Here is a 23,821-nt window from a genome sequence, read left to right as displayed (position 1 = left end):
CGGTGGGCCGCGCGATGCCCCCGGTCCGTGCGATATCTGAAACCACCGCGCCCCGGGCGGGGTCCGGTTCCCATGCGAGAGAGACCAGATGTTCGACTTTTCCCATCATGCGCCTTATCCCTCCCAGCGCTCGGCGACCTTCTCGACCACGGGCATGGTCGCCGCCTCCCAGCCGCAGGCGGCCCAGGCCGGGCGCGAAATGCTTGCGCGCGGCGGCAATGCGGTCGATGCCGCGATCGCCACCGCCGCGGCGCTGACCGTCACCGAGCCGACCGCCAATGGCATCGGCGGTGACGCCTTCGCGCTGGTCTGGGTTCCCGAAGGCAGTACCGGGCGCCTGCACGGGCTCAACGCCAGCGGTGCGGCACCCGCTGCGCTTTCGCTTGAAGCGGTGCGCGCGGCGGGGCACGAATCGATGCCGCTGTATGGCTGGACACCGGTGACCGTTCCAGGCGCGCCGGGCGCCTGGGCGGAGCTGGCCCGGCGCTTCGGGCGGCTGCCTCTCAGCGCTTCGTTGGCGCCGGCGATCAGGCTCGCTCGCGAGGGTTTTCCGCTCTCGCCGATGGTCGCCGAGATGTGGGCTCGCGCCGAGCGCAAGTTTCGTCCGCTGCTCGATGACCAGGCCACCCGCGGCTGGTTCGACTGCTTCACCCCGGGCGGGCGAGCGCCGAAGGCCGGAGAGATCTACCGCAACGAGGCCCAGGCGAAGACGCTTGAGTCGATCGCGGCGAGCGGGGCGGAAAGCTTCTATCGTGGCGAGCTGGCCGAACGGATCGATGCTTTTGCGCGCGCCACCGACGGCTATCTGCGCGGTTCGGATCTCGCCGCTTTCGCGCCTGAGTGGGTCGAGCCGGTCGGGGTCGACTATCGCGGCCACAAGATCTGGGAGATCCCGCCCAATGGCCAGGGCATGATCGCGCTGATGGCGCTGCGGATCATCGACGGCTTTGCCGAGCGTCCGGCCCGAGAGGACCTGACCCTGCTGCACCGCCAGATCGAGGCGCTCAAACTCGCCTATGCCGACGGCTTCGCCCATATCGCCGATCCGCGCGATATGAGGGTCGCGGTCGAGGCGCTGCTGTCCGAGGAGTACGCCTTGGAACGGCGTGCGCTGATCCAGGACCAGGCGATCGACCCGACGCCGGGGGAGCCGCGCGCAGGAGGCACCGTCTATCTCGCCACCGCCGATCGCGAGGGCATGATGGTCTCGTTCATCCAGAGCAACTACCACGGCTTCGGCTCAGGGGTGGTGGTGCCGGGTACCGGAATTGCGCTGCACAACCGCGGCCACGGTTTCGTGCTCGACCCCAACCATCCCAACGCCCTGGCGCCGGGCAAGAAGCCGTTCCACACCATCATTCCTGGATTCATCACCCGCGGTGACCAGGCGTTCGGCCCGTTCGGCGTGATGGGCGGCTTCATGCAGCCCCAGGGCCATATGCAGGTGGCGATGAATCTGATCGACTTCCGGCTCAACCCCCAGGCCGCGCTCGATGCTCCGCGCTGGCAATGGCTCGGCGGCAAGCGGGTGGCGATCGAGCATGGCTACCCTCGGCACCTGCTGCGCGAGCTGCAGGCCTGCGGGCACCAGATCGAGTCGGCCTTCGACTCGACCAGCTTTGGCCGCGGCCAGGTGATCCTGCGTGATCCAGTTACCGGAGTGCTCTGCGGCGGTACCGAACCGCGTACCGATGCGAGCATCGCGGTGGTATGAAGGCGGGATGAAACCGGCGCCGTCCGCTATGCATCAGCGCACGGCGCATCATTGATGGTGCCCGCTCAGCCCACCTTGCCGCGCGCCGCGACCGGCAGGCTGCGGGTGAGAAGGCCTGCGCGATGGAAATGGACCTGATCGAACAGGTTCGACACCGGGCAGGCGTGGTTGGGCACGATCGAGAGCAGGTCGCCGACGGCGGGGCGCTCGGCGCAGGCGCTGAAGTCGAGGGTGCCATGCTCTTCGCTCAGCCCCACCACTCGCGCCTCGGGATGGCCGAGCACGCAGCCGTAGCCCTCGAGGCCGAGCAGGTCCGAGGTCAGCGCCTTGGAGCCGGCGTCGACCACTACCCGGTCGGGTGTCGGGCAGCTGACCACCGTGGTCATCACCGCCAGCGCGCAGTCGTCGAGCCGGCAGGCGCCAGCGGCGACCTGGGAGCGGTCCTGGTAGGCATAGGTGCCGATGCGGTACTCGGTGACGATCGGTGCCTCGGCGAGCTTCCACATGCTCGGCGTGCCGCCGCTGCTGAACGTCGGGATCGCGATGCCGGCCTGGTCGAACAGCGCCTGGGCGCGGCTGAACCACGCCTGCACCTGGGCCTCGTTGAACGCTTTCGGATAGGTCATGAGGCCGGCGAAGCGAAGGCCTGGCGCGGCTTCGATCCGGCGGGCCAGCTCCAGCGCGGCTTCGGCGGACTGCACGCCGCAGCGCCCGGCGCCGGTGTCGCATTCGACCATCACGCCGAGCGGACGCTCGGGGCGGTCGAAGCATCCAGCGAGCCCTTCGACCACGGTAGCGGAGTCGGCGACCACGCAAAGTCGTTCGACCCGGGCGGCGAGGGCGGCGAGCCGCTCGAGCTTGGCTGGACCGACGATGTTGAAGGTGATCAGGATGTCGTCGAAGCCCGCGGCGGCGAACACTTCCGCTTCGCCGATCTTCTGGCAGGTGATCCCCTTGGCGCCGAGCTCGAGCTGGCGGCGCGCCAGCTCGGGCAGCTTGTGGGTCTTGATGTGCGGACGCAGCGCGACGCCGAGGGTGTCGCAGTGGCGCTGGAATCCCGCCAGATTGGCCTCGACCTTGTCTTCGTCGATGACCACGCAGGGCGTGTCGAGTTCGGTGAGTCGCATCGGATCTCCTCGTCTTGGAATGCGCCGGGTTCAGCGCTTGCGCGAAGCGTCGAAGCAGACCAGCCCGACCTCGACCTTGCAGTCGACGACCAGGTCCTGGACGCTGCAGATGCGCGCTGGTGGATGATCGCCGAACGTCTGCTCGAACACCTTGTTGAACGAGCTGAAATAGCGCGCGTCGGTGAGCACTACGGTCACATGGACCACATGCTGGAGACCATAATCGGCTTCCTTCATGATCGCCAGGCAGTTATCGATCGCGAGCCGTGACTGCTCGACGATTCCACCCTCGACCACTTCTCCATCGGTCATCGGGGTCTGGCCGGAGACGTAGAGCCAGCCGTCCGCCTCGACCGCGCGGGAGAAGGGCAGCCGCTGGCCGCCGGTGCCGTGACCGCCTTCGGCGCCGTAGCGTTGGATGTCGCTCATTGTCTATCGTCCTTCTGGTACGTGGATGTATTGCGTGAATTTAGCGCGTGGATCCAGCGCGTGGATGTAGTGCATGGTTGGCCATCGACTGGGTGGCTGTCGCCCGGACGTCATGCGTCGAGCGCGTCTCAGATCCCCGAGCGGGCAAGGAAGTCGCGAAGCCGGGTGCTCTGCGGGAAGCCGAACAGCCGCTGCGGCGGTCCCTGTTCCTCGATCCGCCCGGCGTTCATGAACACCACCTGATCGGAGACCTCGCGGGCGAAGCGCATTTCGTGGGTGACCAGCACCATGGTCATGCCGTCTTGGGCAAGGCCTCGGATGGTGTCGAGTACCTCGGCGACGCGCTCGGGATCGAGCGCCGAGGTCGCTTCGTCGAACAGCATCACCTTGGGCTTCATCGCCACCGCGCGGGCGATCGCCACGCGCTGCTGCTGGCCGCCGGAGAGCTGCGAGGGGCGATGGTGCAGGTGGGCCAGCATGCCCACTCGCTCGAGCCAGCCTTCGGCCTGCTCGACGGCCTCGGCGCGGGACAGCCCGCGCACCTTGGTCAGCCCAAGGGTGATATTGTCGAGCGCGCTGAGATGGGGAAACAGATTGAATTGCTGGAACACCATCCCGGTCATCGCGCGCTGCTGGGCGATCCTGCGCTCGCTGTCGCGGACACGTTTGCCGTCGCGCTCGCGATAGCCGATCGGCTGGCCATCGACCAGGATACGGCCGCCCTGGAAGGCCTCGAGCAGGTTGATGCAGCGCAGCAGGGTGGTCTTGCCCGAGCCGCTCGAGCCTATGATCGAGACCACTTCGCCAACCTTGACGCTCAAGTTCACTCCCTTGAGCACCTCGAGGGTATCGTAGCTTTTGTGCAGGTCCTGGATGTCGATCAGCACGGTCATACTGGCCTCCTGGGCTTGCCGGCCCCTTCGAGGTGCCGGGAGAGGTACTTGCCGAGCATATCGATGCAGAAGTTGATCGCGAAGTAGATCGCGCCGGCGAGGAAGTAGAACTGCAGGTTGAGGAAATTGTTGCTGATGATCTGCTGGCTGGTGAGCAGCAGCTCGGCCACACCGATCACCGACAAGAGCGTCGACGCCTTGACCATCTCCGCCGCCGCGGTGACCCAGGTCGGCATTGCCAGGCGCATCGCCTGCGGGAACAGCACATACAGGCAGATCCTCGGAAAGGTCAGGCCGATCGCCCGGCCGGCCTCGAGCTGGCCGATCGGCAGCGCCTGCAGCGCGCCGCGCCAGATTTCGGCGACGTGGGAGGCGCAGAACAGGCAAAGCGCCACCGCACCGGCCTGGAAGGGCGTGAGGGGCAGGCCGAGCGGAGTCGACATGTAGTAGGTGGCGAGCACCAGCACCAGCACAGGAGTGCCACGGATCAGATCGACGTAGAGCCGGGCGGGCCAGCGCAGCGGCGCGGTGCCGTAGGCCAGCGCCAGACCGATCAGGATGCCGAGCAGGGTGCCGGAGGCGATCGCCAGTGCAGAGACGCTGACGGTGGTCCAGGCGCCTTGGAGCAACATGCTGCGATTGGCGACGATCTCGCTCAAGAAGTAGCTGAGTTCCAGGTCCATGGCGTTGGCCTCACAGCCGCAAGCGGGATTCGAGCCCCCTGAGCAGCAGGCTGATCAGGTAGCAGGTGGCGATGTAGAGCGCTGCGGTGACGCTCCAGACTTCGAGCACGCGAAAGCTTTCCGAGTTGACCTTCTGGGCATAGAAGGTCAATTCGGGCACTGCGATCGCTGCCGCCAGCGAGGTGTCCTTGAACAGCGAGACGAAATTGTTGGCGAAGGCAGGCATGGCGTTGCGCAGCATCACCGGCAGCACCACGTAGTACTTGATCGAAAGCGGAGTCAGGCCGATCGCTTGGCCCGCCTCGCTGATACCCGGCGGCACGCCGAGCAGCCCCGCGCGGAATACCTCGGTCATGTAGGCCGCGGCGTAGAGCGACAGCGCGAGAATGAAGCTCGTGCTCTTGTCGAAGGCGAGGCCGAGCTGCGGCAGGCCGAAGAAGATGAACAGCACGATCACCAGGATCGGCAGGTTGCGCACGATCGAGACGTAGCCGAAGGCCAGCGCCCGCAGCGCCGGGTGCTTGCCCGTGGCACAGAAGGCGAGTACCAGCCCGGCGACGCTGCCGATCGCGATCGAAAGCGTGGCGAGACCCAGGCCCAGGGCCAGCCCTTCGAGCAGCAGCGGCCAGTTCTGCCATACGGGGGTGAAGTTGAAGGTGTAGTTCATGCGCAAAGATGACCTGGAGACGGTGATTATCGCGTCGGCTCGCCTGTGCCGCCCGTCAGGGACGGACCGCACAGGCGCGATTCTTCAGGGCGAAGGGAAGCCAGGCCGAGGGGCGGGCGGCGTTTCGCCGAACCACTTCTCGTACGCCTGTGCATAGGCGTCGAATTCGACCCCATGCATGGCCTCGAACAGGGTGGTGTTGAGGAAGTTCAGCCAGCGCTGGTCTCCCGGGGCCACCGCGCAGCTATAGGACTGCGGCATCCAGGCGTAGCCTGCGTCGACGTAGCGATCGGGGTTCTGCTGCAGGTACCAGCGTAGCGTCGACAGGTCGGTCGCCACTGCGTCGGCCCGGCGCGAGTTGAGCGCCTGGTAGATCATGTCCTGGCTCTGGTACTGGTCGACCTTCGCCTCGGGCAGTGCCTTGTGCACCATCTCTTCGGCGTAGACGTTTTGCAGCACCGCCACGGTCACCTCGGTCCCCGCCTGCGTCAGCGCATCGAAGTCGCCGTAGTCGCCGCCGGCGCGCAGCAGCAGGCCGACGCCTTCACGGTAGTAGGGGATGGTGAACTCGACCTGCTGGGCACGCGCCGCGGTCACCGTCATCGCTTGGCAGGAGAGGTCGACGTTGCCGGTCAGCAGGTTGGGGATGCGCGCATCGGATGACTGATTGACGAAGCGAACCTTGGAGGGGTCGTTGAACAACCCCTTGGCCAGCAGGTGGCCGATGTCGGCGTCGAAGCCGACGGTCTCGCCGTTCTGGGTGAAATGCCAGGGCGGGTTGGCGGTGCCCGTTCCGATCACGATTTCGCCGCGCTCCAGCACCTCGCCGAGCTTGTCGGCGTAGGCCTGGGAGGAGAGCGAAGAGAGCGCCAGGCAGGTACTCGCCAGCGCGAGTACGCGGTGGGAAGTGTTCATGATGATCCTCGAGTCTTTGTTGTGATTGTCTGGTATTTCGGACACAAGTCTTGTTTATCGGACGAGAAAAAGAATAATTGGCTTCAGCGGACCGCGCAAGCGTGGTGCCGGGGAAACGAGACGTGAGGAGAGGGAGCGATGAGCGAAGCAGTCACAGGGAAGGGGCGGGCTCGGGGTATCGATCGGATCATCGGGCTATGCGACTGCCTGCACCGGGTGGGCCGGCCGGTCAGCGTGCGCGAACTGGTCGAGCTGACCCAGGCGCCGCGCTCGAGCGTCTATGAGCAGGTCGCGACGCTGCTCGAGGCGGGGTGGCTGGAGGAGCGCACCGATGGCCTTTTGTTCTTCGGGCGCAAGATGCATTACTTCGGCGCCGACTACCTGCGCCATGACGATTTCATCGCCCGCGCCCGCCGGGTGCTGGTAGAGCTCACCGCCGAGCACGCCGAGACCAGTCAGCTGTGCATGCTGGAGGGCGACAAGTACGTGGTGGCGCTCTCCGAGATGCCGACCCGGCCCTTTGCGATCAGCTCCGAGGTCGGCATGGCGACGCCTATTCCCTGGACCGCCTCTGGACGCGTGCTGCTCGAGGGGTATGATGCGGCGCAGCTGCATGCTTTCGTCCCCGAACAGGATTTCATCCTGCCGAACGGTGAGCGAATCCGGCTTGCGGATTTTGCCGCCGACATTTCCCGCGCCGCGTCCCAGGGGTATGCGGTCACCCGCGGGTTGGTCGATGGCTTCGCCTGCTGCATCGCGGTGCCGATTCGCGATCTGCAGGGCAAGGTCAAGGCGACGATCTGCTTCACCGTAGGCAACGATATCGACGACCAACGACTGGCGATGCTGGTCGAGGTGCTCAGCGAGGCGGGCAGGCGGCTCTCCGAGGTGAGCGTTTCCGGGGCGAGATGAATGCCAACTGGCATCGACCGGGCTTGCGCCTAGCCTATCCTTTGCGGTGGCGGCTTACGCTCGTCGCCGCCCCCTATCATTTTACAAGCCGACGTGGAGTCCTATGTTCGCGCAGCTGTTCGCCGTCATGGCACCGGTGCTGGCGGGTGCCGGGGTGGGCTATCTGTGGGTACGCGCCAAGCAGGCCTATCCCACCGATTTCGTCTCCAAACTCACGCTCAACATCGGTACGCCGTGCCTGATCGTCTCCTCCCTGGCCGAGACCCGGGTGGATTTCGCCACCTTCAGTGTCATCGCCGGGGCCACGCTGCTCGCGCTTTTCACCTTGGCGATGCTCGGCTTGGTGATGTGCCGGGTGAGAGAGCTCGATTGGAAGGTCTTCGTGCCGGCGATGATCTTTCCCAATACCGGCAACATGGGGCTGCCGATCTCGCTCTACGCCTTCGGCCAGGTCGGTTTCGGCTACGCGGTTTCGATCCTGGTGGTGGTCTCGCTGATCCAGTTCGTGTTCAGCGTCTCGATCGGCTCCGACCGTCCGCTGCGCGCACTGTCACGAACGCCGACGATCTACGCGATCGCGATTTCATTGTTGCTGATGGTGTTCGATCTCAGGCTTCCCTCCTGGCTCTTCAACGTCACCCACCTGCTGGCCGGGTTCACCATCCCGCTGATGCTGATCACCCTCGGTGTCTCGCTGGCCAGTATCCGGGTAGGCAACCTGGCCGGTGGGCTGGTGTTCGGGGCGGTGCGTACGCTGCTGGTGATCCCGGTATGCCTCGCCGCCGGCTGGATATTCGGGCTCAGCGCCGCCAACACGGCCCAACTGTTACTCCAGCTGTGCATGCCGGTGGCGGTCTACAACTACATGTTCGCCCAGCGCGCGGGGCGTTCGCCCGAACTGGTGGCGGGGCTGGTGTTCAGCTCCACCCTGCTGTCGCTGTTCTATCTGCCGGTGATCCTGGCGGTGATATTCAGCCTCGAATGAACGGTGCGCAGAGGGCGCTGATGGCGCCGCCGCGCCGTTTGACGAAATAGTTGTGATCGACGGCGATTTCCAGCACTTGGGACATAGGCAGCCGGTGGAAAAACTGCTTAAACTGGCGGCTCCGTCAGATGGAGGTACTATGTCCTTGCGTGTCCTATCTATTCCTTCCGTTGGAAAGCGCTGGTCCGGCGCTTCCAGGCTCGTCGGTGTGACCCTTGCCACTGTGATGCTCGCCGGCTGCTCTTCTATCTGGCCATTCAATCGCGCGGATGAGCCGGCTGAAACCCCGCAGCAGGCCTTGCAGGTGATTCCCTCCCGGCCGTCTCCCGAGCAGGCGGCGCAGAGCGACCCCAAACAGATCGGCCAGCAGGTGTGCAAGTCGCTGCCCAGCAAGCTGTGGGGTGAGTTCATCATGGTCGGTAAGGTCGATGCCATCGGCGAGGACTACCTGATGAAGGTCGATCTCGATCGGGTCCAGCTCAAGGGCCAGCCGAGCATGACTCAAAATGGCTTCCCCGAGAATGTCTGGGCGATGCAGAACGAATGGTACGAGTGCCAGGATCCAGTCTGACCTGGCCGTGCCCGGAGCGGACCGCTCAAGGACTTCGAGCGTGAGCGGCCTCGATGCCTGCTAAGTGGTCCGCCCGAGAGATGAGGTACGCCTGAGCTGGTGTCCTGGCGATCGCGCCGCGCAAGTGCTTCTTGATCAAGCGAAAAAGCGCTTAACTCAGACTGAGAAGCGGGTCGCGGGACGATACAGCGCGGCTGCTTTTGGTTAGATTGGTGGCAACGCCCATCTTCCAGGAGACGCCAGATGGAAAACCGTAGCTACGGCATCGGTCAGCGCACCGGCGAGCGCTCGATAATCGCCCATAAAGTTCTTCGCAATACCTATATGCTGCTCGCGATGACGCTGCTGTTCTCGGCGGTCACCGCGGCGGCGGCAGTGGGCCTCGGGGTGCAGCGGATGAACATCCTGCTGTTCCTGGTCGGTGCCTACGGACTGATGTTCCTCGTGCACCGCACCGCCAACTCCGCTGCGGGGCTGCTTTCCACCTTCGCCTTCACCGGCTTCATGGGTTTCTCGCTCGGACCGATTCTCAGCGCCTATCTGTCGATGAGCGGTGGTCCTCAGCTGGTGATGACCGCGCTGGGCATGACTGGCGCGACCTTCGTCGCTCTTTCCGCGGTGGTGCTGGTGACCCGCAAGGACTTCGGCTTTCTCGCCAATTTCATCTTCGTCGGCGTGATCGTGCTGCTGCTGTCGATGCTCGGGGCGTGGCTGTTCCAGCTGCCGGGCATGATGCTTGCGATCTCCGCGGGCTTCGTGCTGCTCTCCTCGGCGATGATCCTGTATGAAACCAGCCAGATCATTCACGGTGGGCAGGACAACTACATCCTCGCGACCATTTCCCTGTACGTCGCGATCTACAACCTGTTCCTCAGTCTGCTCAGCCTGCTGGGTATGGGGGGCGGCGGCGACGATTGACGCTCGACCTGCTTGAAACCTCGACTCCGCCATCCTGAATGGCATCGGTGGGGTCGGGCGGTTGGTTCAGCTGGTCTGTGAGGCCTGGGCTCCGTTGTTCACGGGGCCCAGGCCTTTCAGTTTCATCTCGATGCGTTCGTAATCTTGGACGTGGATAGGTACAGGTGGTGGGGCACTTGGGCTGGCTTCGTCGGTCCGGGCCACGGGGCCACGCTCAATCCCGTGGCTTTCGAGCCGGTGCTTCGATGTGGTGCTTGTCGCGGAAGGCGAGGAAGAAGAGCACCAGGACGATCAGCGCGAACATCGCAGGGAAGAGCCATATGCCCTGCCAGGCATGGGTTCCATTGGTCGCGAAGTACTCGGTGATATGGCCTGCGACCCAGAAGCCGATCAGCATTCCCACGCCATAGGTCGCCAGAGTGATCATCCCCTGGGCGGAATTCTTGAAGCGTTCGCCTGCTTTGGCATCGGTATAGATCTGACCGGAAACGAAGAAGAAGTCATAGCAGACGCCGTGCAGCGCGATACCGATGATCAGCATGAACATCAAGCCTTCACTGTCGCCGAAGGCGAACAGCGCATAGCGCAGCGCCCAGGCCAGCATACCGATAAGCAATGTCGCCTTGATGCCGAAGCGGTGGATGAACACCGGCAGCATCAGCATGAAGACCACCTCGGAAATCTGCCCCAGCGTCATCGTACCAGTAGGATTGGCGACGCCGATCTCGGCCAGGAAGGGGTTCGCATTCTGATAGTAGAAGGCGAGCGGAATGCAGATCAGTACGGAGGCGATGAAGAAGATCGCGTAGTTTCTGTCCTTGAGCAGCCTGAGTGCGTCGATCCCCAAGACCTCCTTCACACCCTCTTTCTTGCTACCGCCGCTCGTCGCCTTCGGCGGTGTCCGCGGCAGGGTGAAGCTGTAGAGCCCCAGGATGAGCGCTGCGATCGCGCACATCAGGAAGGTATTGCGCAGAAGGCCCGCACCGATCGCCTGGGACGAGTCCCAGGAAAACACGTAGCTGATCGTAAGCCCCGCTATGATCCAGCCGATCGTGCCCCATACCCGGATCCTGGCGAACTCGCTCGAGGGATCGTCGAGCTGGCGAAACGAGACTGAATTGACCAGCGCCAGCGTCGGCATGTAGAGAATCATGTAGGCCAGCACCAGCGGATAGAAGGTCGAGAAGTCGTCCGCCAGGTACAGCGCATACATCAGCGCGGCGCCGCCCAGGTGCAGCACGCCGAGGATGCGCTCGGCGTTGAAGTAGCGATCGGCGATCAGCCCGATGATGAACGGTGCGATGATCGCGCCCCAGGACTGGGTGGAGAATGCCATGCCTATCTGGCTGCCGGTAGCCTCGAGATCGCGTGCCAGGAAGGTGCCGAGGGTGACGAACCAGCCTCCCCAGATGAAGAACTGCAGGAACATCATGATGCTCAGGCGCATGCGTATCGTAACCATGCAACACCTCTTGGTTCGCTGGGGAGGCCTTTACACAAGGCGTTAGTGTTTGCTGTCCAGACCGAGGATCGCTCGGTTGCGCCCGGGGATGGGGGCGACGCTCGCGAAGTCATCGAAAGCATGCTGCGCACGCTGGATGATCCGCTCCTTGATGAAGCCGGCGCCTTCCGCCGCCCCTTGGCCTGCATCCTTCAGGCAGCACTCCCATTCGAGCACCGCCCAACCGCCGTAGCCGTACTGGGTCAGCCTGCTGAAGATGGCGTGGAAATCGATCTGCCCGTCTCCCAGTGAGCGGAACCGGCCCGGGCGGTCGATCCATGCCTGGTAGCCGCCATACACGCCGCTGCGCCCGTTGGGCTGGAACTCGGCGTCCTTGGCGTGGAACATGCGGATACGTTCGTGATAGCAGTCGATGAACGCTAGGTAGTCGAGCTGCTGGAGCAGCAGGTGGCTGGGGTCATAGAGGATGTGGGCGCGGGGGTGGTGGTCCACCGCGTCGAGGAAGCGCTCGAACGAGGCCCCGTCGTGGAGATCCTCCCCGGGATGGATCTCGAAGCAGAGATCTACGTCGGCTTCGTCGAAGGCGTCGAGTATCGGACGCCAGCGCCGGGCGAGTTCGGCGAACCCTTCCTCGATCAAGCCGGGCGGGCGCTGCGGCCACGGATAGAAAAACGGCCACATCAGCGCACCGGAGAAGGTCGCGTGGGCGCTCAGCCCCAGTCGGCGGCTCGCCTTGGCCGCGAGCTTCAGCTGCTCGACCGCCCACTCGGTGCGGGCGGCGGGATTGCCTCGCCGCTCGGTGGGGGCGAAATCGTCGAACAGCGAGTCGAAGGCCGGGTGCACCGCCACCAGCTGTCCTTGCAGGTGGGTGGAAAGCTCGCTGATCTCGACGCCCGCGGCCGCGCAGCGGCCCTTGAGCTCATCGCAGTAGGTCTGGCTTTGCGCCGCGGTGGCGAGATCGATGAAGCGTGGATCGGTGGTGGGCAGCTGGATGCCTTGGTAGCCCAGGGAGGCAGCCCAGCGTGCGATGTTGTCCAGGTTGTCGAACGGCGGCTCGTCGCCGATGAACTGGGAAAGGAAGATGGCCGGGCCCCGCATCGTGCCGGTGTTTTTCGTAGTCATCGAAGCGCTCCTTATGCCTGACTATCGGCCGCCAGCGGCGTCCACTTGAGTTCGCTTTTCTGGCTGGCGATGACCGCCTCGATGAAGGCCATGCCGCGCAGCCCCTGGAGGATGCCCGGCACGCCTTCCGCGGCTCCGCTGTCGCCTCGACGGACGGCTGCGGCGAAGTCGCGATAGAGATTGGCCAACGCCTCCAGGTACCCCTCCGGATGTCCGCCTGGCAGGCGCGATCGCCGTTTGGCCTCGGCGCACAGGCCGGGTTGGTCGATGCCGGCGCGCAGTACCCGCAGCGGCGCGTTGAGCTCGCGATGGATCAGGCTGTTGGGTTCCATCTGGCGCCACTCCAGAGCGCCCAGCTCGCCGTGGATCCGGATCTCGAGCGAATTCTCCTCGCCGGTGCTTATCTGGCTGGCGGTGAGCACGCCGGTGGCACCCTCGGCCGTGCGCAGCAGGACATCGCCGTCATCGTCGAGGCGTCGGCCCTCCACATGGGTGCCCAGCGCCGCGCAAAGGGCGTTGACGGTGTGCCCCGAGACGAATTCGGCAAGGCCGAAGGCATGGGTACCGATATCGGCCATGCAGCCGCTGACGCCTGCAAGGGCCGGGTCGGTGCGCCAGGCCGCCTGCTTGTTGCCTTCTGTGGCGGCGCCATCACCCAGCCAGCCCTGGGAGTAGGTGACGTGGATCTTGCGCAGTGCGCCGAGCCGGCCTTCGCGGACCATTTCGCGCGCCTGCCAGACCATGGGATAGCACAGATAGATATGGGCCAGGCCATAGAGCCGCTGGCTGGATTCGATGGCCTGCTCCAGTTCCCGGGCCTGCGCCAGCGAAAGCGCCGCCGGCTTTTCCGACAGCACGTGGAAGCCCGCCCGCAGAGCCGCGATGGCGATGGGAACGTGGAGGTGGTTGGGCGTGACGATCACCACTGCTTCCATACGCTCCTCGCTCGGGCGCTGGCGCTCGTCCTCGAGCAGGGTCTGCCAATCGACGTGGATGCGCTCGGCCGCCAGGCCGAGCCGGGCTCCGGTACGCTGGTTGTTGTCGGCGGTACGGCTGAAGCTGCCGCAGACGAGTTCGACTGCGCCGTCCAGAGCGGCGGCCAGGCGATGCACTTCGCCGATGAACGCGCCCTCGCCGCCGCCGATCATGCCGATGCGAACCCGATGCGCTGGGGAAGCTGCCATTGTGTACTCCGATCATGGTGAAAGAGATGGATGCCGGACACATGATGAAAATGAAGCCGGTTACATTTTCATCCAGATTAACCTCCCAATGAGTGAGGGTCCATTGCACCAAGGCCTCGTGCCGCGGCCTGCGGGGCCAGGCATATGCTGAGCGGACGCGGTGGGAAGATTCGGTTAGGCTGGCTGGCCGTTGCCCCGTCGCGGCTACCGCGCGGTGAATCGGCCAGATCGACGCAGAAGGATGGATTGGGATGACCAACATACGCAAGGTCGCTGAATTGGCGGGCGTTTCTGTCGCGACCGTCTCGCGGACCTTGAAGTCTCCAGAGATCGTTGCGCCCTCGACTCGCGCCAAGGTGCTGGAGGCAGTATCGGCCGCGGGCTACAGGCCCAATCTCATGGCGGTGCAGTTTCGTTCCCAGCGCACCCACAATCTCGTCGTGCTGGTGCCGGCGATCGCCAATGTGTTCTTCGCCCGGGTCATCAGTGGCATCCAGGCGGCCGCGCAGCAGCAAGGCTATGGCGTGCTGCTGTGCAACACCCTCGGTGACGAGGAGACGGAGGAGCGCTATGCCGGCATGGTGACCACCCGCAAGGCCGATGGGCTGATCCAACTGCGCGCCTCCAATCCGTTCGGGGCCCATGTATTTCCCGCAGGCACAGTGCTGCCGATGGTCAACGCCTGCGAGGTGCTCGACGATGCGCCATGCCCGAGCGTCAAGCTGGACAACCGTGCGGCGGCACGCACGCTCACCGAGCATTTGATCGGACTCGGCCATCGGCGTATCGCGATGATCCAGGGGCCGCGCCGAAGTCCGTTGACCCGTGATCGGGTGGCGGGATATCGCGATGCGCTGGAGGCGGCCGGGATCGCCTTCGATGATCGACTCGTCCACCCTGGGGATTTCACCCTGGATGCCGGTTTCGAGGCGGCGGGCAGCCTGATGGCGCGAGGCCGTCCTCCGACGGCGATCTTCTGCGAAAGCGACGAGATGGCGATCGGCGCCATGCAGCGGATCAAGCGTCTCGGGCTCAGCGTGCCGGGAGACGTCTCGGTGGCAGGGTTCGACGACATCGCGTTCTCCTCCTACAGCGACCCGCCGTTGACTACCATTGCCCAACCCGCCGAGGCCTTCGGCACGCAAGCCGTGACCATGCTGATCGATCTGCTAGAGGGCAGGGGAACGACTCCCGCGCCGCGCGTGGTGCTGCCCTATGAACTGGTGGTTCGGGGCAGCACCTCACCGCCCCGTTAGCGCACCCTCTTGGCGAAGCGGCGTTCGCCCGGCGTGCCGGTTTCGGCACCGTGCGGGGCATGAATGCTAGAATGGCGCCTTGTCTGATCAGTCTGGGCTCATCGATGAACGACGGCTTGCGCTACACCCTGCTGGTCATGGGCACCCCCTACAGCCGCCAGGCCTCGCACTCGGCGCTGCGCTTCGGCGAGGCACTGCTTGCCTCGAACCATCGGCTCGAAGGGGTGTTCTTCTACCATGACGGGGTCTACAACGCGGCGCGGATGATGACGCCGCCACAGGATGAGCCCAGGCTCGCATCGCGCTGGCAGGCGCTTGCCGATGCGAGCGGCGCGCGGCTGATGGTCTGCGTCGCCTCGGCGCTGAAGCGCGGTCTGCTCGACGCCCGCGAGGCCGAGCGTCACGGGGTGCAGGGGGATAGCCTCGCGCCGGGTTTCGAGCTGGCCGGGCTCGGGCAATTGGTTCATGCCACCGCGATCACCGATCGTACCTTGACCTTCGCCTGACCCGTACCTTCTTCGCCGACTCATTGGATCGTTAAATGCCCGATACGCCCGTCTCCTTGTTGATCGTCGTTCGCCATGCGCCTCACGGCACCAGCTGGCTGCGCGAAGCGCTCGATCTCGCCCTGGTCGGGGCGACGTTCGGCTGCGAGGTGGCGCTTCATTTCTGCGACGAGGGTGTCATGGCGCTGGTCGAGGGGCAGGGGGCGGGCGCCCTGGGCCAGAAGGGCACCGCGCCGACGCTCGACGTGCTCGCGCTCTACGATATCGAGCGGCTCTACGTCGATGAGGCCTCGCTGAGCGAGCGAGGGCTCGATACCGAGGCGCTGGCCCATGAGGTCGAATTCGCCGAGCTGGCCGAGCTGGTTCGCGAGTACGACCGAGTCTTCACTTTCTGATTGGAGCCAGGATGATTCTCCACCTGCTCAACCGCTCACCGTTCGAGGCCGAGTCACTCATCGCAAGGCTTGCGGCGACGCTTGGCGAAGGTGACGCGCTGCTGCTGATCGAGGATGGCGTCAACGGCGCCCTCGCGCCTGGCGCCGCGCGATTGTCAGGCACGCCCGCGAAGCTCTATGCGCTGCGCGAGGATCTCGACGCGCGAGGGCTCTCATCGCGGGTGGCGGCGGGTATCGAAGTCATCGACGTTGGCGGATTCGTCGAGTTGAGCGCGAAGTACGCGAAGACGATCAGTTGGTATTAGTCCCGACAGCGAACCAGTAAAAGGAGCGTAGATGAGCGATATCCGATCAGAGGGCGCACGGCTTGAGATCGACGGGCGATCGGTCGCGCTCGATCCCGAGGGCTACCTGGTCGAACTGGCGCAGTGGACGCCTGAGGTGGCGGTGGCGCTCGCTGCGCGCGAAGGGCGCGAGCTCGATGCCCGGCACTGGGAGATCCTCGAGCTTCTGCGCGAGTTCTATGCGCGCTTCGAACTCTCACCGGCGATGCGCCCGCTGATCAAGGCGGTACGCGCATCGCTTGGTGACGAGAAAGGCAGTTCGCTCTATCTGCTCGCCCTGTTTCCCGAAGGTGGCGCGCAGGAGAGCCCCGCGCGCATCGCCGCCCGCCTTGCCGGGCTGCCCAAGCCCACCAACTGTCACTGACGATGAATTTCATCGGTCACGCCTTGCTCGCCGCCTCCGGCAGCGATGATTTCCTCTTCGGCAACCTGGTCGCGGACGGTATCAAAGGGGCCGACCTCGGGCATCTGCCCGCCGAGGTGGAGCGTGGAGTGCGCATGCACCGCCGGGTCGACGCCACGATCGATCATCATCCCGAGGTCCGTGCGCTGCTCGAGATCATTCCCGAGCGTCGGGTCGCCGGCGTCGCACTGGATATCGTCTGGGATCATTTCCTCGCCCGCGACCGCCTCGACCCGGGGCTCGCCGCGCGCTGCTACCGGCTGCTCTCGAGCCGCGCACTGCCCGTGCGCCAGGCGGCGCTGCTCGAGGCGCTGGTCGCCGGTCGCTGGCTCGAGCGATACGCGGATTTCGATTTCACCCTCGGTGCGATCGAAGGCGTCGGCCGGCGGCTGAGCGGCCCCAATCGCCTTGCCGCGCTGAACCCGTGGCTTTCAGAGCACTACCCGCTGCTCCAGGGCACCTTCGCGCGGCTATGGCCCGATCTCGAACGCCGGCTTTCGAGCGCCTGAACGCCGGTCCAAAGCGTGCTACCACGCCCTAGCGCAGCAGCAGGCAGTCGATCATCGCGCCGGGATGGATCTCGGCATTGGGCGGGATCACCGCCAGGGCATCGGCATCGATGCATGAGCGCAGCAGCGACGAGTCCTGGTCGGGGTAGGAGAAGGCGCAGGCGACGCCGTCCTGGCGCTGGTGGTCGAGCTTCACCCGCATGTAGTGCCAGCGCCCGCTGGTGCGTTCGCTGAACTGCGCGCACGCACGCAGCCGGGGCAGGGCGGCGAGGGCGGGGGCGCCGAGCAAGGCGGCGGCGAGCGGGCGCAGGAACAGCCAGGCGCCGACGAAGCTCGACACCGGGTTACCGGCCAGACCGACGAAGCAAGCCTCGCCCCCAGCCTCGCGCGGCAGCCGCCCCAGCGCCAGCGGTTTGCCGGGGCGGATGTCGAGGCGCCAAAGGCTCAGCCGGCCACGGCTCTCGACCGCGGCGCGCACGTGGTCCTCCTCACCGACCGAGACCCCGCCACTGGTGACCACCACATCGGTGTGCTGCGCCGCAGCACCGAGCGCATCGGCGGTGGCCTCGAACCGGTCGGCGACCCGCTGGCTATGGATCACCTCGAAGCCGAAGCGTGGCAGCAGGGCGCCGAGCATGTAGCGATTGGAGTCGTAGATTCGCCCCTGCGCGAGCGGCTCGCCGGGGGCGGTCAACTCGTCTCCGGTGGCCAGCAGCGCGACCCTGGGGCGGCGGCGCACCGCGACCCGGGCATGGCCCTGGGAGGCGATCATCCCGACCGCGGCGGCGTCGAGCCAATGACCCGCCTGGAGCAGGGTTTCGCCCGCGGCGAGCTCGCGGCCGCGGCGGCGAACGTTGGCGCCCGTCTCCAGGCCCGCCGGTATCTCGGCCGATCCATCGGCCACCTTCACCTGCTCTTGCATCACCACGCAGTCGGCACCGGGTGGCAGCGGCGCGCCGGTGAAGATCCGCGCGCAGCTGCCGGGGGCGAGGGGCGCTGGGGCGGCACCCGCGGCGATGCGCTGGGCGACCGGCAGCCGGCGCCCGGCGTCGGCCGCGCGCAGGGCATAGCCATCCATCGCGCTGGCATCGAAAGGCGGGGCATCGCGCAGCGCCACGATCGGCTCGGCGAGCACGCGGCCGCAGGCCGACTCGAGGGCGACGGTTTCACGCTCGACCGGCGAGACACCCTCGAGCAGGGTCTCGAGGGCCTGCGCCAGGGTGTGCAACTCAGCCATGGCCGTGGTTTCCGTGCAGAACGAGACTGGCGAAGTTGCACGGGCGGTGACGGCAGTCGAGCTGCTCGAGCAGGATACGATCCCAGGCGGTGCGGCAGGCGCCGGTCGAGCCGGGCAGGCAGAACACCACGGTGGCATTGGCGAAGCCGGCCAGCGCCCGGCTCTGGATCGTCGAGCTGCCGATCTCGGCGTAGGAGAGCTGACGGAACAGTTCGCCGAAGCCGTCGATGTGGCTGTCGAACAGCACGCCGACGGCTTCGGGGGTGGAGTCCCTGCCGGTGAAGCCAGTGCCGCCGGTGGTCAGTACCACCTGCACCGCCGGGTCGGCGATCCAGGCCGCGACCTCGGCGCGAATCAGGTACTTGTCGTCGGGCACGATGCGCTTGGTGTGGAGGCGATGGCCGGCGGACTCGAGCCGCTCGACCAGGGTCCGACCCGAGCCGTCGGTGTGTTCGTCACGGCTGTCGGAAATCGTCAGTACCGCGACCGACAGTGCGGTGAAGGCGATCTCCGCGCTCACTGCTGCTGCTCCTTGGCGGCCTGGCGCGCGGCCAGCGCCGCGAGCTGCGACGCGGTGGCGGGTGCCTGGAATTGGTTCTTCCACTCGTCGTAGGGCATGCCGTAGACATGTTCGCGAGCGGTTTCGTAGTCGAGCTCCAGGCCCTTTTGCCGGGCCGCCTCGACCAGCCATTTCGACAGGCAGTTGCGGCAGAAGTCGGCGAGGATCATCAGTTCGATGTTCTGGACTTCCTTGTGCTCGTCCAGATGGGCGAGCAGGCGGCGAAAGGCGCTGGCCTCGAGCTCAGTGCGGGTGGCGGTGTCGATGCCTTGCATCTCGGTTCTCCTCGGCGAAGGATTGAGAGGGCTGACGGGGATGATCTCCACGATGAGCCGGTAGACTGAATCAGAGCGCGTCTTCGATATAGGTGCAGACCGACAGCACCACCGCGTCCTGCTCGCTGATCGATACCTTGGCATGCCCCATGTCGCTGTCGAAGTAGAGGCTGTCGCCGGCATCGAGGCGCAGCGGCTCGTAGAACTCGCTGTAGAGCAGGATCGACCCTTCCAGCACCATCAAGAACTCCTCGCCCCCGTGGCGCACCCAATCGGAGAAGTCATCGATGCTACGCGCATGGACGATGGTCTTGAACGGCACCATTCGTTTGTGCGCGAGCTGCCAGGAGAGCAGTTCATGCTCGTAGGTCGGGGTAGGGTGGGGCTTGCCTTCGTTGCGCCGGGTCAGGTCGCGGCGCCCGGCGGTGCGCTGTACCCCGCCCGGGCGCTTGAGCAGCTGTGGCAGGTCGAGGCCCAGGCCGTTGGCGAGCTTCTGCACCACTGCGAAGGTCGGCGAGGTCTGGTCGTTCTCGATCTTCGACAGCGTCGAGCGAGCAAGCCCGGTGCGCTGGCTGACCTCTTCGAGGGTCCATTGGCGCGCCAGCCGGAAGGCCTTCAGGCGTTCGCCAAGGCGCAGCGGTTCGATGAAGGGCTTGCGTCCGGCGGCGATGCGCAGGGCGGCGTCCTGGTCGAGGGAGTCGGTCATCGGTGAACGGTCGCGTCGGGGAGCTGTGATTCGGCCATCCTAGCACAGCGTGGCCGAACAGCGGCTCAGCCCGGCAGCTCGCTCGGCGTTTCGCGCACGCCGAGGCCCGCGAGCGCGTCGAGGTGGAGTGCTACGCATCGCGACAGTGTCTTGGGCGCGTAGCCGCCTTCCAGCACCGAGACCAGCCGACGCTGCGCGTGGCGCTCGGCGACCCCGAGGGCGAAATGGGTCAGCTCGACGAAGTCGGCGTCCTCGAAACACAGCTCGCCGAGCGGATCCTCTCGATGGGCGTCGAAGCCGGCGGAGAGGAAAACCAGCTGGGGACGGTGGGCCTCGAGCCGGGGGAGCCAGTCGTGATCGATCAGTTCGCGCAGGCGCTCCGCGCCCTCACCGGGGGCGAGGGCCGCATTGACCACATTGGCCGGCGCTTCGCGTTGGTAGCGCCAGGGGAACAGGTCGCGCTGGAAGCTCGAGCAGATCAGCACACCCGGATCGTCGGCGAAGATGTCGATACTGCCGTTGCACTGGTGCAGATCGAAATCGATCAGTGCGATGCGCTCGACGCCGTAGCGAAGACGGGCCTGGGCGATGCCAACCGCTACGTTGTTGTAGAGGCAAAAGCCCATCGCGCTGTCGCGCTCGGCATGATGACCCGGTGGGCGTATCGCGCAGAAGGCGTTGTCGCACTGCTCGCGCATCACCAGGTCGACCGCGCGCGCGACGCCGCCCGCGGCGAGGCGGGCGGCGGTGAGGCGGGCGGCGTCGATCGGCGTGTCGGGGGCGGCTTCCAGCGCGCGATGCTCGGCGTCCGCTCGGTTCGCCAAGCGCTGGAGACGGGCGAGGTAGTGCTCGGCGTGCACCGCGAGAAGCTGCTCGTCGGTGGCCGGGCGGGCATCGAACTGATGCAGCTGGCGATTGAGTCCACGGGCGGCGAGCCGGGTTTCCAGCGCCTTGAGACGCAGCGGATTCTCCGGGTGCTGGTCATTGTGATGGTGGAAGGCGGGGTGGCTGATGAGGGCGGTGATCATCCGCTTGTCCTGTCTGGATGGGCGTCGCGGCCGGGTGTCGCGCATGCGATCGTGCGTGACTCCATGTTGCGCTATAGACTAGGGGATGTCACCACGCGCGCGGTGTCCTCCAGATGGCCGAGCGCCATCGCCCGGTTCGAAGAGGTGTCTCTTGGCCAGTCCGTCCCGCCCCTTGATCAGTGCGTCTCGTCCCTCTCTCGGTACACGCTTCCTGCGCCGCTTCTTTTCTCCCGCCTCGCTGCTACTGGTGGGAAGTACGAACGATGATGGGCTCGCTTCAGTGGTGCTCGACAACCTCCTCGAGGGCGGCTTCCCGGGCATCCTCTATGCCCTCGATGTGCGTCCGGGACGCGTGGACGCGAGCGGCGTGACGATGCTGACCGAGCTTGCCGCGGTCTCCGACGAGATCGAGCTCGCGGTGGCCTGCGTGCCGATCGGGCGCACTCCCGCGCTGCTCGAGGCGCTCGGTCACCACGGCGTGCGCGCGGTGATACTGCTGCGCGATGACGATGCCGGCGACGTCGAGCGCAGCGATCTCGCAGGGGTGCGCGAACGGCTCTCGGAGATCGCCCTGCGCCTGGGCATCCGGGTGATCGGCCCCGACTGCCTGGGTGTGGCGGTTCCCGAGGCGCGGCTCAACGCTACCTTCGCCGCCGAGGCGCCGCTGCGCGGCCGGCTCGCCTACCTCGGCCAGTCGGGGATGCTGGGAGCCGCGATCAATGCCTGGTCCCGGGGTCGCGGCATCGGTCTCTCCCACCTGATCACCCTGGGCGACAGCGTCGACGTGCGGCTCTCCGACATGCTCGACTTCGTCAGCCAGCGCACGCGGGCACAGGCGATCCTTTTGCATATCGAGCGGATCACCGATGCGCGCCATTTCGTCACTGCGCTGCGCGAAGCCTCCAAGCGCCGGCTGGTGCTGGCGATCGGCGGCAGCCGCAGCAGCGTGTCCGAGCGCCTCGGGGTGGCACCGACGCCGGGGATTCCCCACCGGGCGATGATTCTCGATGCGGCGCTCAGGCGCGCCGGTACGGTGCGAATCGAGGCGCTGGACGACATCTACGACAGCCTCGAAGTGCTCACCCGGATCGGCCGCGGCTATCGCGGTCCTCGCCTGATGATCGTCGGCAACGGCCTGGCGCCCTCGCTGCTCGCCGCCGATGCGCTGGTGCTGGGCGGCGGCGTGATGGCCGAACCCAGTGAACTGACCCAGCGGGCGCTGATCGAGGCGGGGCTGCTCGCCGAGGGCTGGCCGACGGTGCCGCTCGATCTCGGCGGTGCGGCCCGGCCCGAGGCCTTCGCCACGGCGACTCGGCTACTGTTGGCCGACCCCGGGGTCGATGCGCTGCTGGTGCTGCATGCGCCGACCCGCCTGGCTGGGTCGGTGGAGAGCGCCGAGGCGCTGATCGAGGCCGCGGCCGGTGCGTCGCGGCCGGTGCTCGCCGCCTGGATGGGCCACGACGATGCCGAGGAGATCCAGCAGCGCTTCGCGCGCGCCAATCTCGCCAGCTTCTCGACCCCCGAGCGCGCGGTGCGTGCTTTCCTGCGCCTCGAGGCCCATCGACAGGCGCAAGCGCAGCTGTGGGAGACGCCGGCGCTGGCGGGCTTCGCCACTTCGTCTTCTCTCCGCGCCCGGGCCCAGGCGTTGATCGAGCGCGCCCGGACGCGAGGGCGCGAGAGCCTGACTCACGAAGAGACCGGGCAGGTGCTCAACGCCTATGGCATCGGCATCGCCCAGAGCGAATACGTGCAGAGCGCGCAGGAGGGGATGGAAGTCGCCCGGCGTGCGTTCGGCGCACTGGCGGTCAAGGCGGTGCACGCCGAGCACTGCCTGCCGTTTCGAGAGCGTGATCATCTCGATACCCGCGGCCTGGCCCCCCAGCACCTCAGCCTGATCCAGGACGTCGCCACGCCCCAGGCGATGTTCGATGCGATCGAGCGGTTGCGCGAACGGGTCGCGGAGTGTCATCCCGCCAGCGAACTCTACAGTTTTTGCCTCCAGCCGATGCGACGCGGCCGCCGTTCGCTATCGATCTGCACCGGGATCACCCAGGATGCGGTGTTCGGCCCGGTGATCGTGTTCGGCCTCGGCGGCTATCGCACCGATGTACTGCGTGACCGCCAGGTCGCGCTGCCGCCTTTGAACATGGCGCTGGCCGCCCAGTTGATCGAACGCAGCCAGGTCTACCAACTGATGGTCGAGCGCCTCGAGGGGCGCCAGGGGCGTCTCGAGGAGTCGATCCAACGACTCTGCCGGCTGCTGGTGACGCTGTCGCAGATGTGTGCCGATCTGCCTAACATGCGCGGTCTCGAGATCAACCCGCTGGTACTCGAGCAGGACGAACTGGTCGCGATCGACTACGCGCTCGATTTTGGCGAGCCGGTGCGTCAAGCGATCCGCCCTTATCCGGAGGGGCTGCGCGAGACCCTGGCGCTGGAGGATGGCAACCGTGTGGTGCTGCGCCCGGTGCGCGCCGAGGACGCGGCGCTGATCGAGCGGTTCCACGCGCGGCTCAGCCCGCAGAGCATTCGCTTTCGCTACTTCCAGCACAAGGCGGTGCTGAGCCGCAAGGAGCTGGCCCAGCTGGCGGCGATCGACTACGACCGTGAAATGGCCTTCGTGCTCGAGCGCCACGAGCAGCCGCGGCTGGACGATGACCAGGAGGTGAGCCAGGCGGAAGACGGCAGCGGCGAGATGCTCGGCGTGGTGCGGTTGAATACCGACAGCGACAACCTGCGCACCGAATTCTCGGTGATCGTCCGCGACGACCTGCAGCGTGGGGGCATCGGCCGCCGGCTGATGGAGAAGGCGATCGACTATGCCCGCGATACCGGGGTGCTCGAGATGCACGGTCGGGTGATGGCCGACAACATGGCGATGCGGGGGCTGCTGGAGCGGCTCGGTTTTTCGCTGCGGCTCGATATGGAAGAACAGGTGATCATCGCCCGGCTGTCGCTCAATCCGCCCGAGGACGCTTGGCAGCGGCTGCGCCTGGAGACTTCGCCGGGCTGAAAACCGCG

At 66.1% G+C, this 23,821-nt stretch carries 26 protein-coding genes; 12 read left to right on the top strand and 14 right to left on the bottom strand.

From position 1 onward, the window contains the following. Nucleotides 1-88 precede the first annotated feature (88 nt). A complete protein-coding gene (locus tag A5892_RS12295) occupies nucleotides 89-1,714 on the top strand; it encodes a gamma-glutamyltransferase family protein (protein WP_064123049.1) in 1,626 nt (541 codons plus the stop codon). A gap of 65 nt (nucleotides 1,715-1,779) precedes the next feature. Here A5892_RS12295 and A5892_RS12290 read toward each other — a convergent pair whose 3' ends face one another. The 6 genes from A5892_RS12290 to A5892_RS12265 all read right to left on the bottom strand — a co-directional run bounded on the left by A5892_RS12290 (nucleotide 1,780) and on the right by A5892_RS12265 (nucleotide 6,428). Beyond that, entirely contained in the window at nucleotides 1,780-2,841 is a 1,062-nt protein-coding gene (locus tag A5892_RS12290; RefSeq protein ID WP_064123048.1) for a D-TA family PLP-dependent enzyme, read from the bottom strand. A gap of 30 nt (nucleotides 2,842-2,871) precedes the next feature. Next, complete coding sequence (locus A5892_RS12285; protein ID WP_027349802.1) at nucleotides 2,872-3,270, bottom strand: RidA family protein; 399 nt, start codon at nucleotides 3,268-3,270, stop codon at nucleotides 2,872-2,874. 128 nt (nucleotides 3,271-3,398) lie between these two features. After that, nucleotides 3,399-4,163, bottom strand: a complete 765-nt coding sequence (locus A5892_RS12280; protein WP_064123047.1) for an amino acid ABC transporter ATP-binding protein — start codon at nucleotides 4,161-4,163, stop codon at nucleotides 3,399-3,401. Next, on the bottom strand, nucleotides 4,160-4,846 hold the full coding sequence (locus tag A5892_RS12275; protein WP_064123046.1) for an amino acid ABC transporter permease: 687 nt from the start codon (nucleotides 4,844-4,846) through the stop codon (nucleotides 4,160-4,162). The genes A5892_RS12280 and A5892_RS12275 overlap by 4 nt, the downstream gene beginning before the upstream one ends. Nucleotides 4,847-4,856: 10 nt before the next feature. Then, nucleotides 4,857-5,513, bottom strand: coding sequence for an amino acid ABC transporter permease (locus A5892_RS12270; protein WP_064123045.1), 657 nt, complete (start codon nucleotides 5,511-5,513; stop codon nucleotides 4,857-4,859). Between the two features lie 84 nt (nucleotides 5,514-5,597). Continuing rightward, nucleotides 5,598-6,428 (bottom strand): transporter substrate-binding domain-containing protein, encoded by an 831-nt coding sequence (locus A5892_RS12265; RefSeq protein WP_064123044.1) that lies wholly within the window; start codon nucleotides 6,426-6,428, stop codon nucleotides 5,598-5,600. Between the two features lie 138 nt (nucleotides 6,429-6,566). Here A5892_RS12265 and A5892_RS12260 point away from each other — a divergent pair, with 138 nt between their 5' ends. The 4 genes from A5892_RS12260 to A5892_RS12245 all read left to right on the top strand — a co-directional run bounded on the left by A5892_RS12260 (nucleotide 6,567) and on the right by A5892_RS12245 (nucleotide 9,814). Further along, entirely contained in the window at nucleotides 6,567-7,340 is a 774-nt protein-coding gene (locus A5892_RS12260; RefSeq protein WP_064123043.1) for an IclR family transcriptional regulator, read from the top strand. 103 nt (nucleotides 7,341-7,443) lie between these two features. Beyond that, nucleotides 7,444-8,325, top strand: coding sequence for an AEC family transporter (locus tag A5892_RS12255; RefSeq protein WP_064123042.1), 882 nt, complete (start codon nucleotides 7,444-7,446; stop codon nucleotides 8,323-8,325). A gap of 208 nt (nucleotides 8,326-8,533) precedes the next feature. Continuing rightward, the gene (locus tag A5892_RS12250; RefSeq protein ID WP_064123041.1) at nucleotides 8,534-8,896 is read left to right on the top strand and encodes a hypothetical protein; all 363 of its coding nucleotides are present in this window, start codon (nucleotides 8,534-8,536) and stop codon (nucleotides 8,894-8,896) included. Between the two features lie 243 nt (nucleotides 8,897-9,139). Continuing rightward, nucleotides 9,140-9,814 (top strand): Bax inhibitor-1/YccA family protein, encoded by a 675-nt coding sequence (locus tag A5892_RS12245; RefSeq protein WP_064123040.1) that lies wholly within the window; start codon nucleotides 9,140-9,142, stop codon nucleotides 9,812-9,814. A gap of 214 nt (nucleotides 9,815-10,028) precedes the next feature. On the opposite strand, the gene A5892_RS12240 is transcribed toward A5892_RS12245, so the two are convergent. The 3 genes from A5892_RS12240 to A5892_RS12230 are packed head-to-tail and all read right to left on the bottom strand — an operon-like array spanning nucleotide 10,029 to nucleotide 13,582. Beyond that, entirely contained in the window at nucleotides 10,029-11,276 is a 1,248-nt protein-coding gene (locus A5892_RS12240) for a nucleoside permease (RefSeq protein ID WP_064123039.1), read from the bottom strand. Between the two features lie 42 nt (nucleotides 11,277-11,318). After that, entirely contained in the window at nucleotides 11,319-12,398 is a 1,080-nt protein-coding gene (locus A5892_RS12235; RefSeq protein WP_223302652.1) for a sugar phosphate isomerase/epimerase family protein, read from the bottom strand. An 11-nt stretch (nucleotides 12,399-12,409) separates the two neighbouring features. Further along, on the bottom strand, nucleotides 12,410-13,582 hold the full coding sequence (locus A5892_RS12230; protein ID WP_064123038.1) for a Gfo/Idh/MocA family protein: 1,173 nt from the start codon (nucleotides 13,580-13,582) through the stop codon (nucleotides 12,410-12,412). Nucleotides 13,583-13,833: 251 nt separating this feature from the next. Here A5892_RS12230 and A5892_RS12225 point away from each other — a divergent pair, with 251 nt between their 5' ends. The 6 genes from A5892_RS12225 (at nucleotide 13,834) to A5892_RS12200 (ending at nucleotide 16,995) form a co-directional block, all read left to right on the top strand. Further along, nucleotides 13,834-14,838 (top strand): LacI family DNA-binding transcriptional regulator, encoded by a 1,005-nt coding sequence (locus A5892_RS12225; protein ID WP_064123037.1) that lies wholly within the window; start codon nucleotides 13,834-13,836, stop codon nucleotides 14,836-14,838. A 71-nt stretch (nucleotides 14,839-14,909) separates the two neighbouring features. Continuing rightward, a complete protein-coding gene (gene tusD / locus A5892_RS12220; RefSeq protein WP_411431751.1) occupies nucleotides 14,910-15,344 on the top strand; it encodes a sulfurtransferase complex subunit TusD in 435 nt (144 codons plus the stop codon). A gap of 35 nt (nucleotides 15,345-15,379) precedes the next feature. Continuing rightward, nucleotides 15,380-15,739: a sulfurtransferase complex subunit TusC gene (gene tusC, locus A5892_RS12215; protein ID WP_064123036.1), complete on the top strand. Its 360-nt coding sequence runs from the start codon at nucleotides 15,380-15,382 to the stop codon at nucleotides 15,737-15,739. An 11-nt stretch (nucleotides 15,740-15,750) separates the two neighbouring features. After that, nucleotides 15,751-16,044 (top strand): sulfurtransferase complex subunit TusB, encoded by a 294-nt coding sequence (tusB, locus tag A5892_RS12210; RefSeq protein ID WP_064123035.1) that lies wholly within the window; start codon nucleotides 15,751-15,753, stop codon nucleotides 16,042-16,044. Between the two features lie 31 nt (nucleotides 16,045-16,075). After that, nucleotides 16,076-16,447, top strand: a complete 372-nt coding sequence (locus tag A5892_RS12205) for a TusE/DsrC/DsvC family sulfur relay protein (protein ID WP_064123034.1) — start codon at nucleotides 16,076-16,078, stop codon at nucleotides 16,445-16,447. A 2-nt stretch (nucleotides 16,448-16,449) separates the two neighbouring features. Further along, nucleotides 16,450-16,995, top strand: a complete 546-nt coding sequence (locus A5892_RS12200) for an acyl carrier protein phosphodiesterase (RefSeq protein ID WP_064123033.1) — start codon at nucleotides 16,450-16,452, stop codon at nucleotides 16,993-16,995. Between the two features lie 28 nt (nucleotides 16,996-17,023). Here A5892_RS12200 and A5892_RS12195 read toward each other — a convergent pair whose 3' ends face one another. The 5 genes from A5892_RS12195 to A5892_RS12175 form a co-directional block, all read right to left on the bottom strand. Continuing rightward, nucleotides 17,024-18,232 carry a molybdopterin molybdotransferase MoeA gene (locus A5892_RS12195; RefSeq protein ID WP_064123032.1) on the bottom strand — a complete coding sequence of 403 codons (1,209 nt, stop codon included), beginning with the start codon at nucleotides 18,230-18,232 and terminating at the stop codon, nucleotides 17,024-17,026. Further along, on the bottom strand, nucleotides 18,225-18,752 hold the full coding sequence (moaB, locus tag A5892_RS12190) for a molybdenum cofactor biosynthesis protein B (RefSeq protein ID WP_082890436.1): 528 nt from the start codon (nucleotides 18,750-18,752) through the stop codon (nucleotides 18,225-18,227). Before moaB ends, A5892_RS12195 begins: the two co-directional genes overlap by 8 nt. Further along, nucleotides 18,749-19,066, bottom strand: a complete 318-nt coding sequence (locus A5892_RS12185; protein WP_064123031.1) for a DUF1244 domain-containing protein — start codon at nucleotides 19,064-19,066, stop codon at nucleotides 18,749-18,751. Before A5892_RS12185 ends, moaB begins: the two co-directional genes overlap by 4 nt. A gap of 70 nt (nucleotides 19,067-19,136) precedes the next feature. Next, nucleotides 19,137-19,772, bottom strand: a complete 636-nt coding sequence (locus A5892_RS12180) for a helix-turn-helix domain-containing protein (protein ID WP_027349152.1) — start codon at nucleotides 19,770-19,772, stop codon at nucleotides 19,137-19,139. A gap of 65 nt (nucleotides 19,773-19,837) precedes the next feature. Next, a complete protein-coding gene (locus tag A5892_RS12175; RefSeq protein ID WP_064123030.1) occupies nucleotides 19,838-20,800 on the bottom strand; it encodes a histone deacetylase family protein in 963 nt (320 codons plus the stop codon). A gap of 151 nt (nucleotides 20,801-20,951) precedes the next feature. Between A5892_RS12175 and A5892_RS12170 the strand changes: the two genes are divergently transcribed. Further along, complete coding sequence (locus A5892_RS12170) at nucleotides 20,952-23,813, top strand: bifunctional acetate--CoA ligase family protein/GNAT family N-acetyltransferase (protein WP_223302651.1); 2,862 nt, start codon at nucleotides 20,952-20,954, stop codon at nucleotides 23,811-23,813. Nucleotides 23,814-23,821: the final 8 nt, after the last annotated feature.

It is taken from the genome of Halotalea alkalilenta (assembly GCF_001648175.1).
GTDB lineage: Bacteria > Pseudomonadota > Gammaproteobacteria > Pseudomonadales > Halomonadaceae > Halotalea > Halotalea alkalilenta_A.
This window is presented reverse-complemented; position numbering and strand designations above follow the sequence as displayed.

Coding starts and splice junctions, on each gene's coding strand:
- A5892_RS12260 (WP_064123043.1), top strand. CDS start 6,567: ATGAGCGAAGCAGTCACAGGGAAGGGGCGGGCTCGGGGTATCGATCGG.
- A5892_RS12295 (WP_064123049.1), top strand. CDS start 89: ATGTTCGACTTTTCCCATCATGCGCCTTATCCCTCCCAGCGCTCGGCG.
- A5892_RS12270 (WP_064123045.1), bottom strand. CDS start 5,513: ATGAACTACACCTTCAACTTCACCCCCGTATGGCAGAACTGGCCGCTG.
- A5892_RS12175 (WP_064123030.1), bottom strand. CDS start 20,800: ATGATCACCGCCCTCATCAGCCACCCCGCCTTCCACCATCACAATGAC.
- A5892_RS12240 (WP_064123039.1), bottom strand. CDS start 11,276: ATGGTTACGATACGCATGCGCCTGAGCATCATGATGTTCCTGCAGTTC.
- A5892_RS12245 (WP_064123040.1), top strand. CDS start 9,140: ATGGAAAACCGTAGCTACGGCATCGGTCAGCGCACCGGCGAGCGCTCG.
- A5892_RS12205 (WP_064123034.1), top strand. CDS start 16,076: ATGAGCGATATCCGATCAGAGGGCGCACGGCTTGAGATCGACGGGCGA.
- A5892_RS12195 (WP_064123032.1), bottom strand. CDS start 18,232: ATGGCTGAGTTGCACACCCTGGCGCAGGCCCTCGAGACCCTGCTCGAG.
- A5892_RS12180 (WP_027349152.1), bottom strand. CDS start 19,772: ATGACCGACTCCCTCGACCAGGACGCCGCCCTGCGCATCGCCGCCGGA.
- tusB (WP_064123035.1), top strand. CDS start 15,751: ATGATTCTCCACCTGCTCAACCGCTCACCGTTCGAGGCCGAGTCACTC.
- A5892_RS12225 (WP_064123037.1), top strand. CDS start 13,834: ATGACCAACATACGCAAGGTCGCTGAATTGGCGGGCGTTTCTGTCGCG.
- A5892_RS12275 (WP_064123046.1), bottom strand. CDS start 4,846: ATGGACCTGGAACTCAGCTACTTCTTGAGCGAGATCGTCGCCAATCGC.
- A5892_RS12285 (WP_027349802.1), bottom strand. CDS start 3,270: ATGAGCGACATCCAACGCTACGGCGCCGAAGGCGGTCACGGCACCGGC.
- A5892_RS12235 (WP_223302652.1), bottom strand. CDS start 12,398: ATGACTACGAAAAACACCGGCACGATGCGGGGCCCGGCCATCTTCCTT.
- A5892_RS12200 (WP_064123033.1), top strand. CDS start 16,450: ATGAATTTCATCGGTCACGCCTTGCTCGCCGCCTCCGGCAGCGATGAT.
- A5892_RS12230 (WP_064123038.1), bottom strand. CDS start 13,582: ATGGCAGCTTCCCCAGCGCATCGGGTTCGCATCGGCATGATCGGCGGC.
- A5892_RS12290 (WP_064123048.1), bottom strand. CDS start 2,841: ATGCGACTCACCGAACTCGACACGCCCTGCGTGGTCATCGACGAAGAC.
- tusC (WP_064123036.1), top strand. CDS start 15,380: ATGCCCGATACGCCCGTCTCCTTGTTGATCGTCGTTCGCCATGCGCCT.
- tusD (WP_411431751.1), top strand. CDS start 14,910: ATGGCGCCTTGTCTGATCAGTCTGGGCTCATCGATGAACGACGGCTTG.
- A5892_RS12255 (WP_064123042.1), top strand. CDS start 7,444: ATGTTCGCGCAGCTGTTCGCCGTCATGGCACCGGTGCTGGCGGGTGCC.
- A5892_RS12185 (WP_064123031.1), bottom strand. CDS start 19,066: ATGCAAGGCATCGACACCGCCACCCGCACTGAGCTCGAGGCCAGCGCC.
- A5892_RS12265 (WP_064123044.1), bottom strand. CDS start 6,428: ATGAACACTTCCCACCGCGTACTCGCGCTGGCGAGTACCTGCCTGGCG.
- A5892_RS12280 (WP_064123047.1), bottom strand. CDS start 4,163: ATGACCGTGCTGATCGACATCCAGGACCTGCACAAAAGCTACGATACC.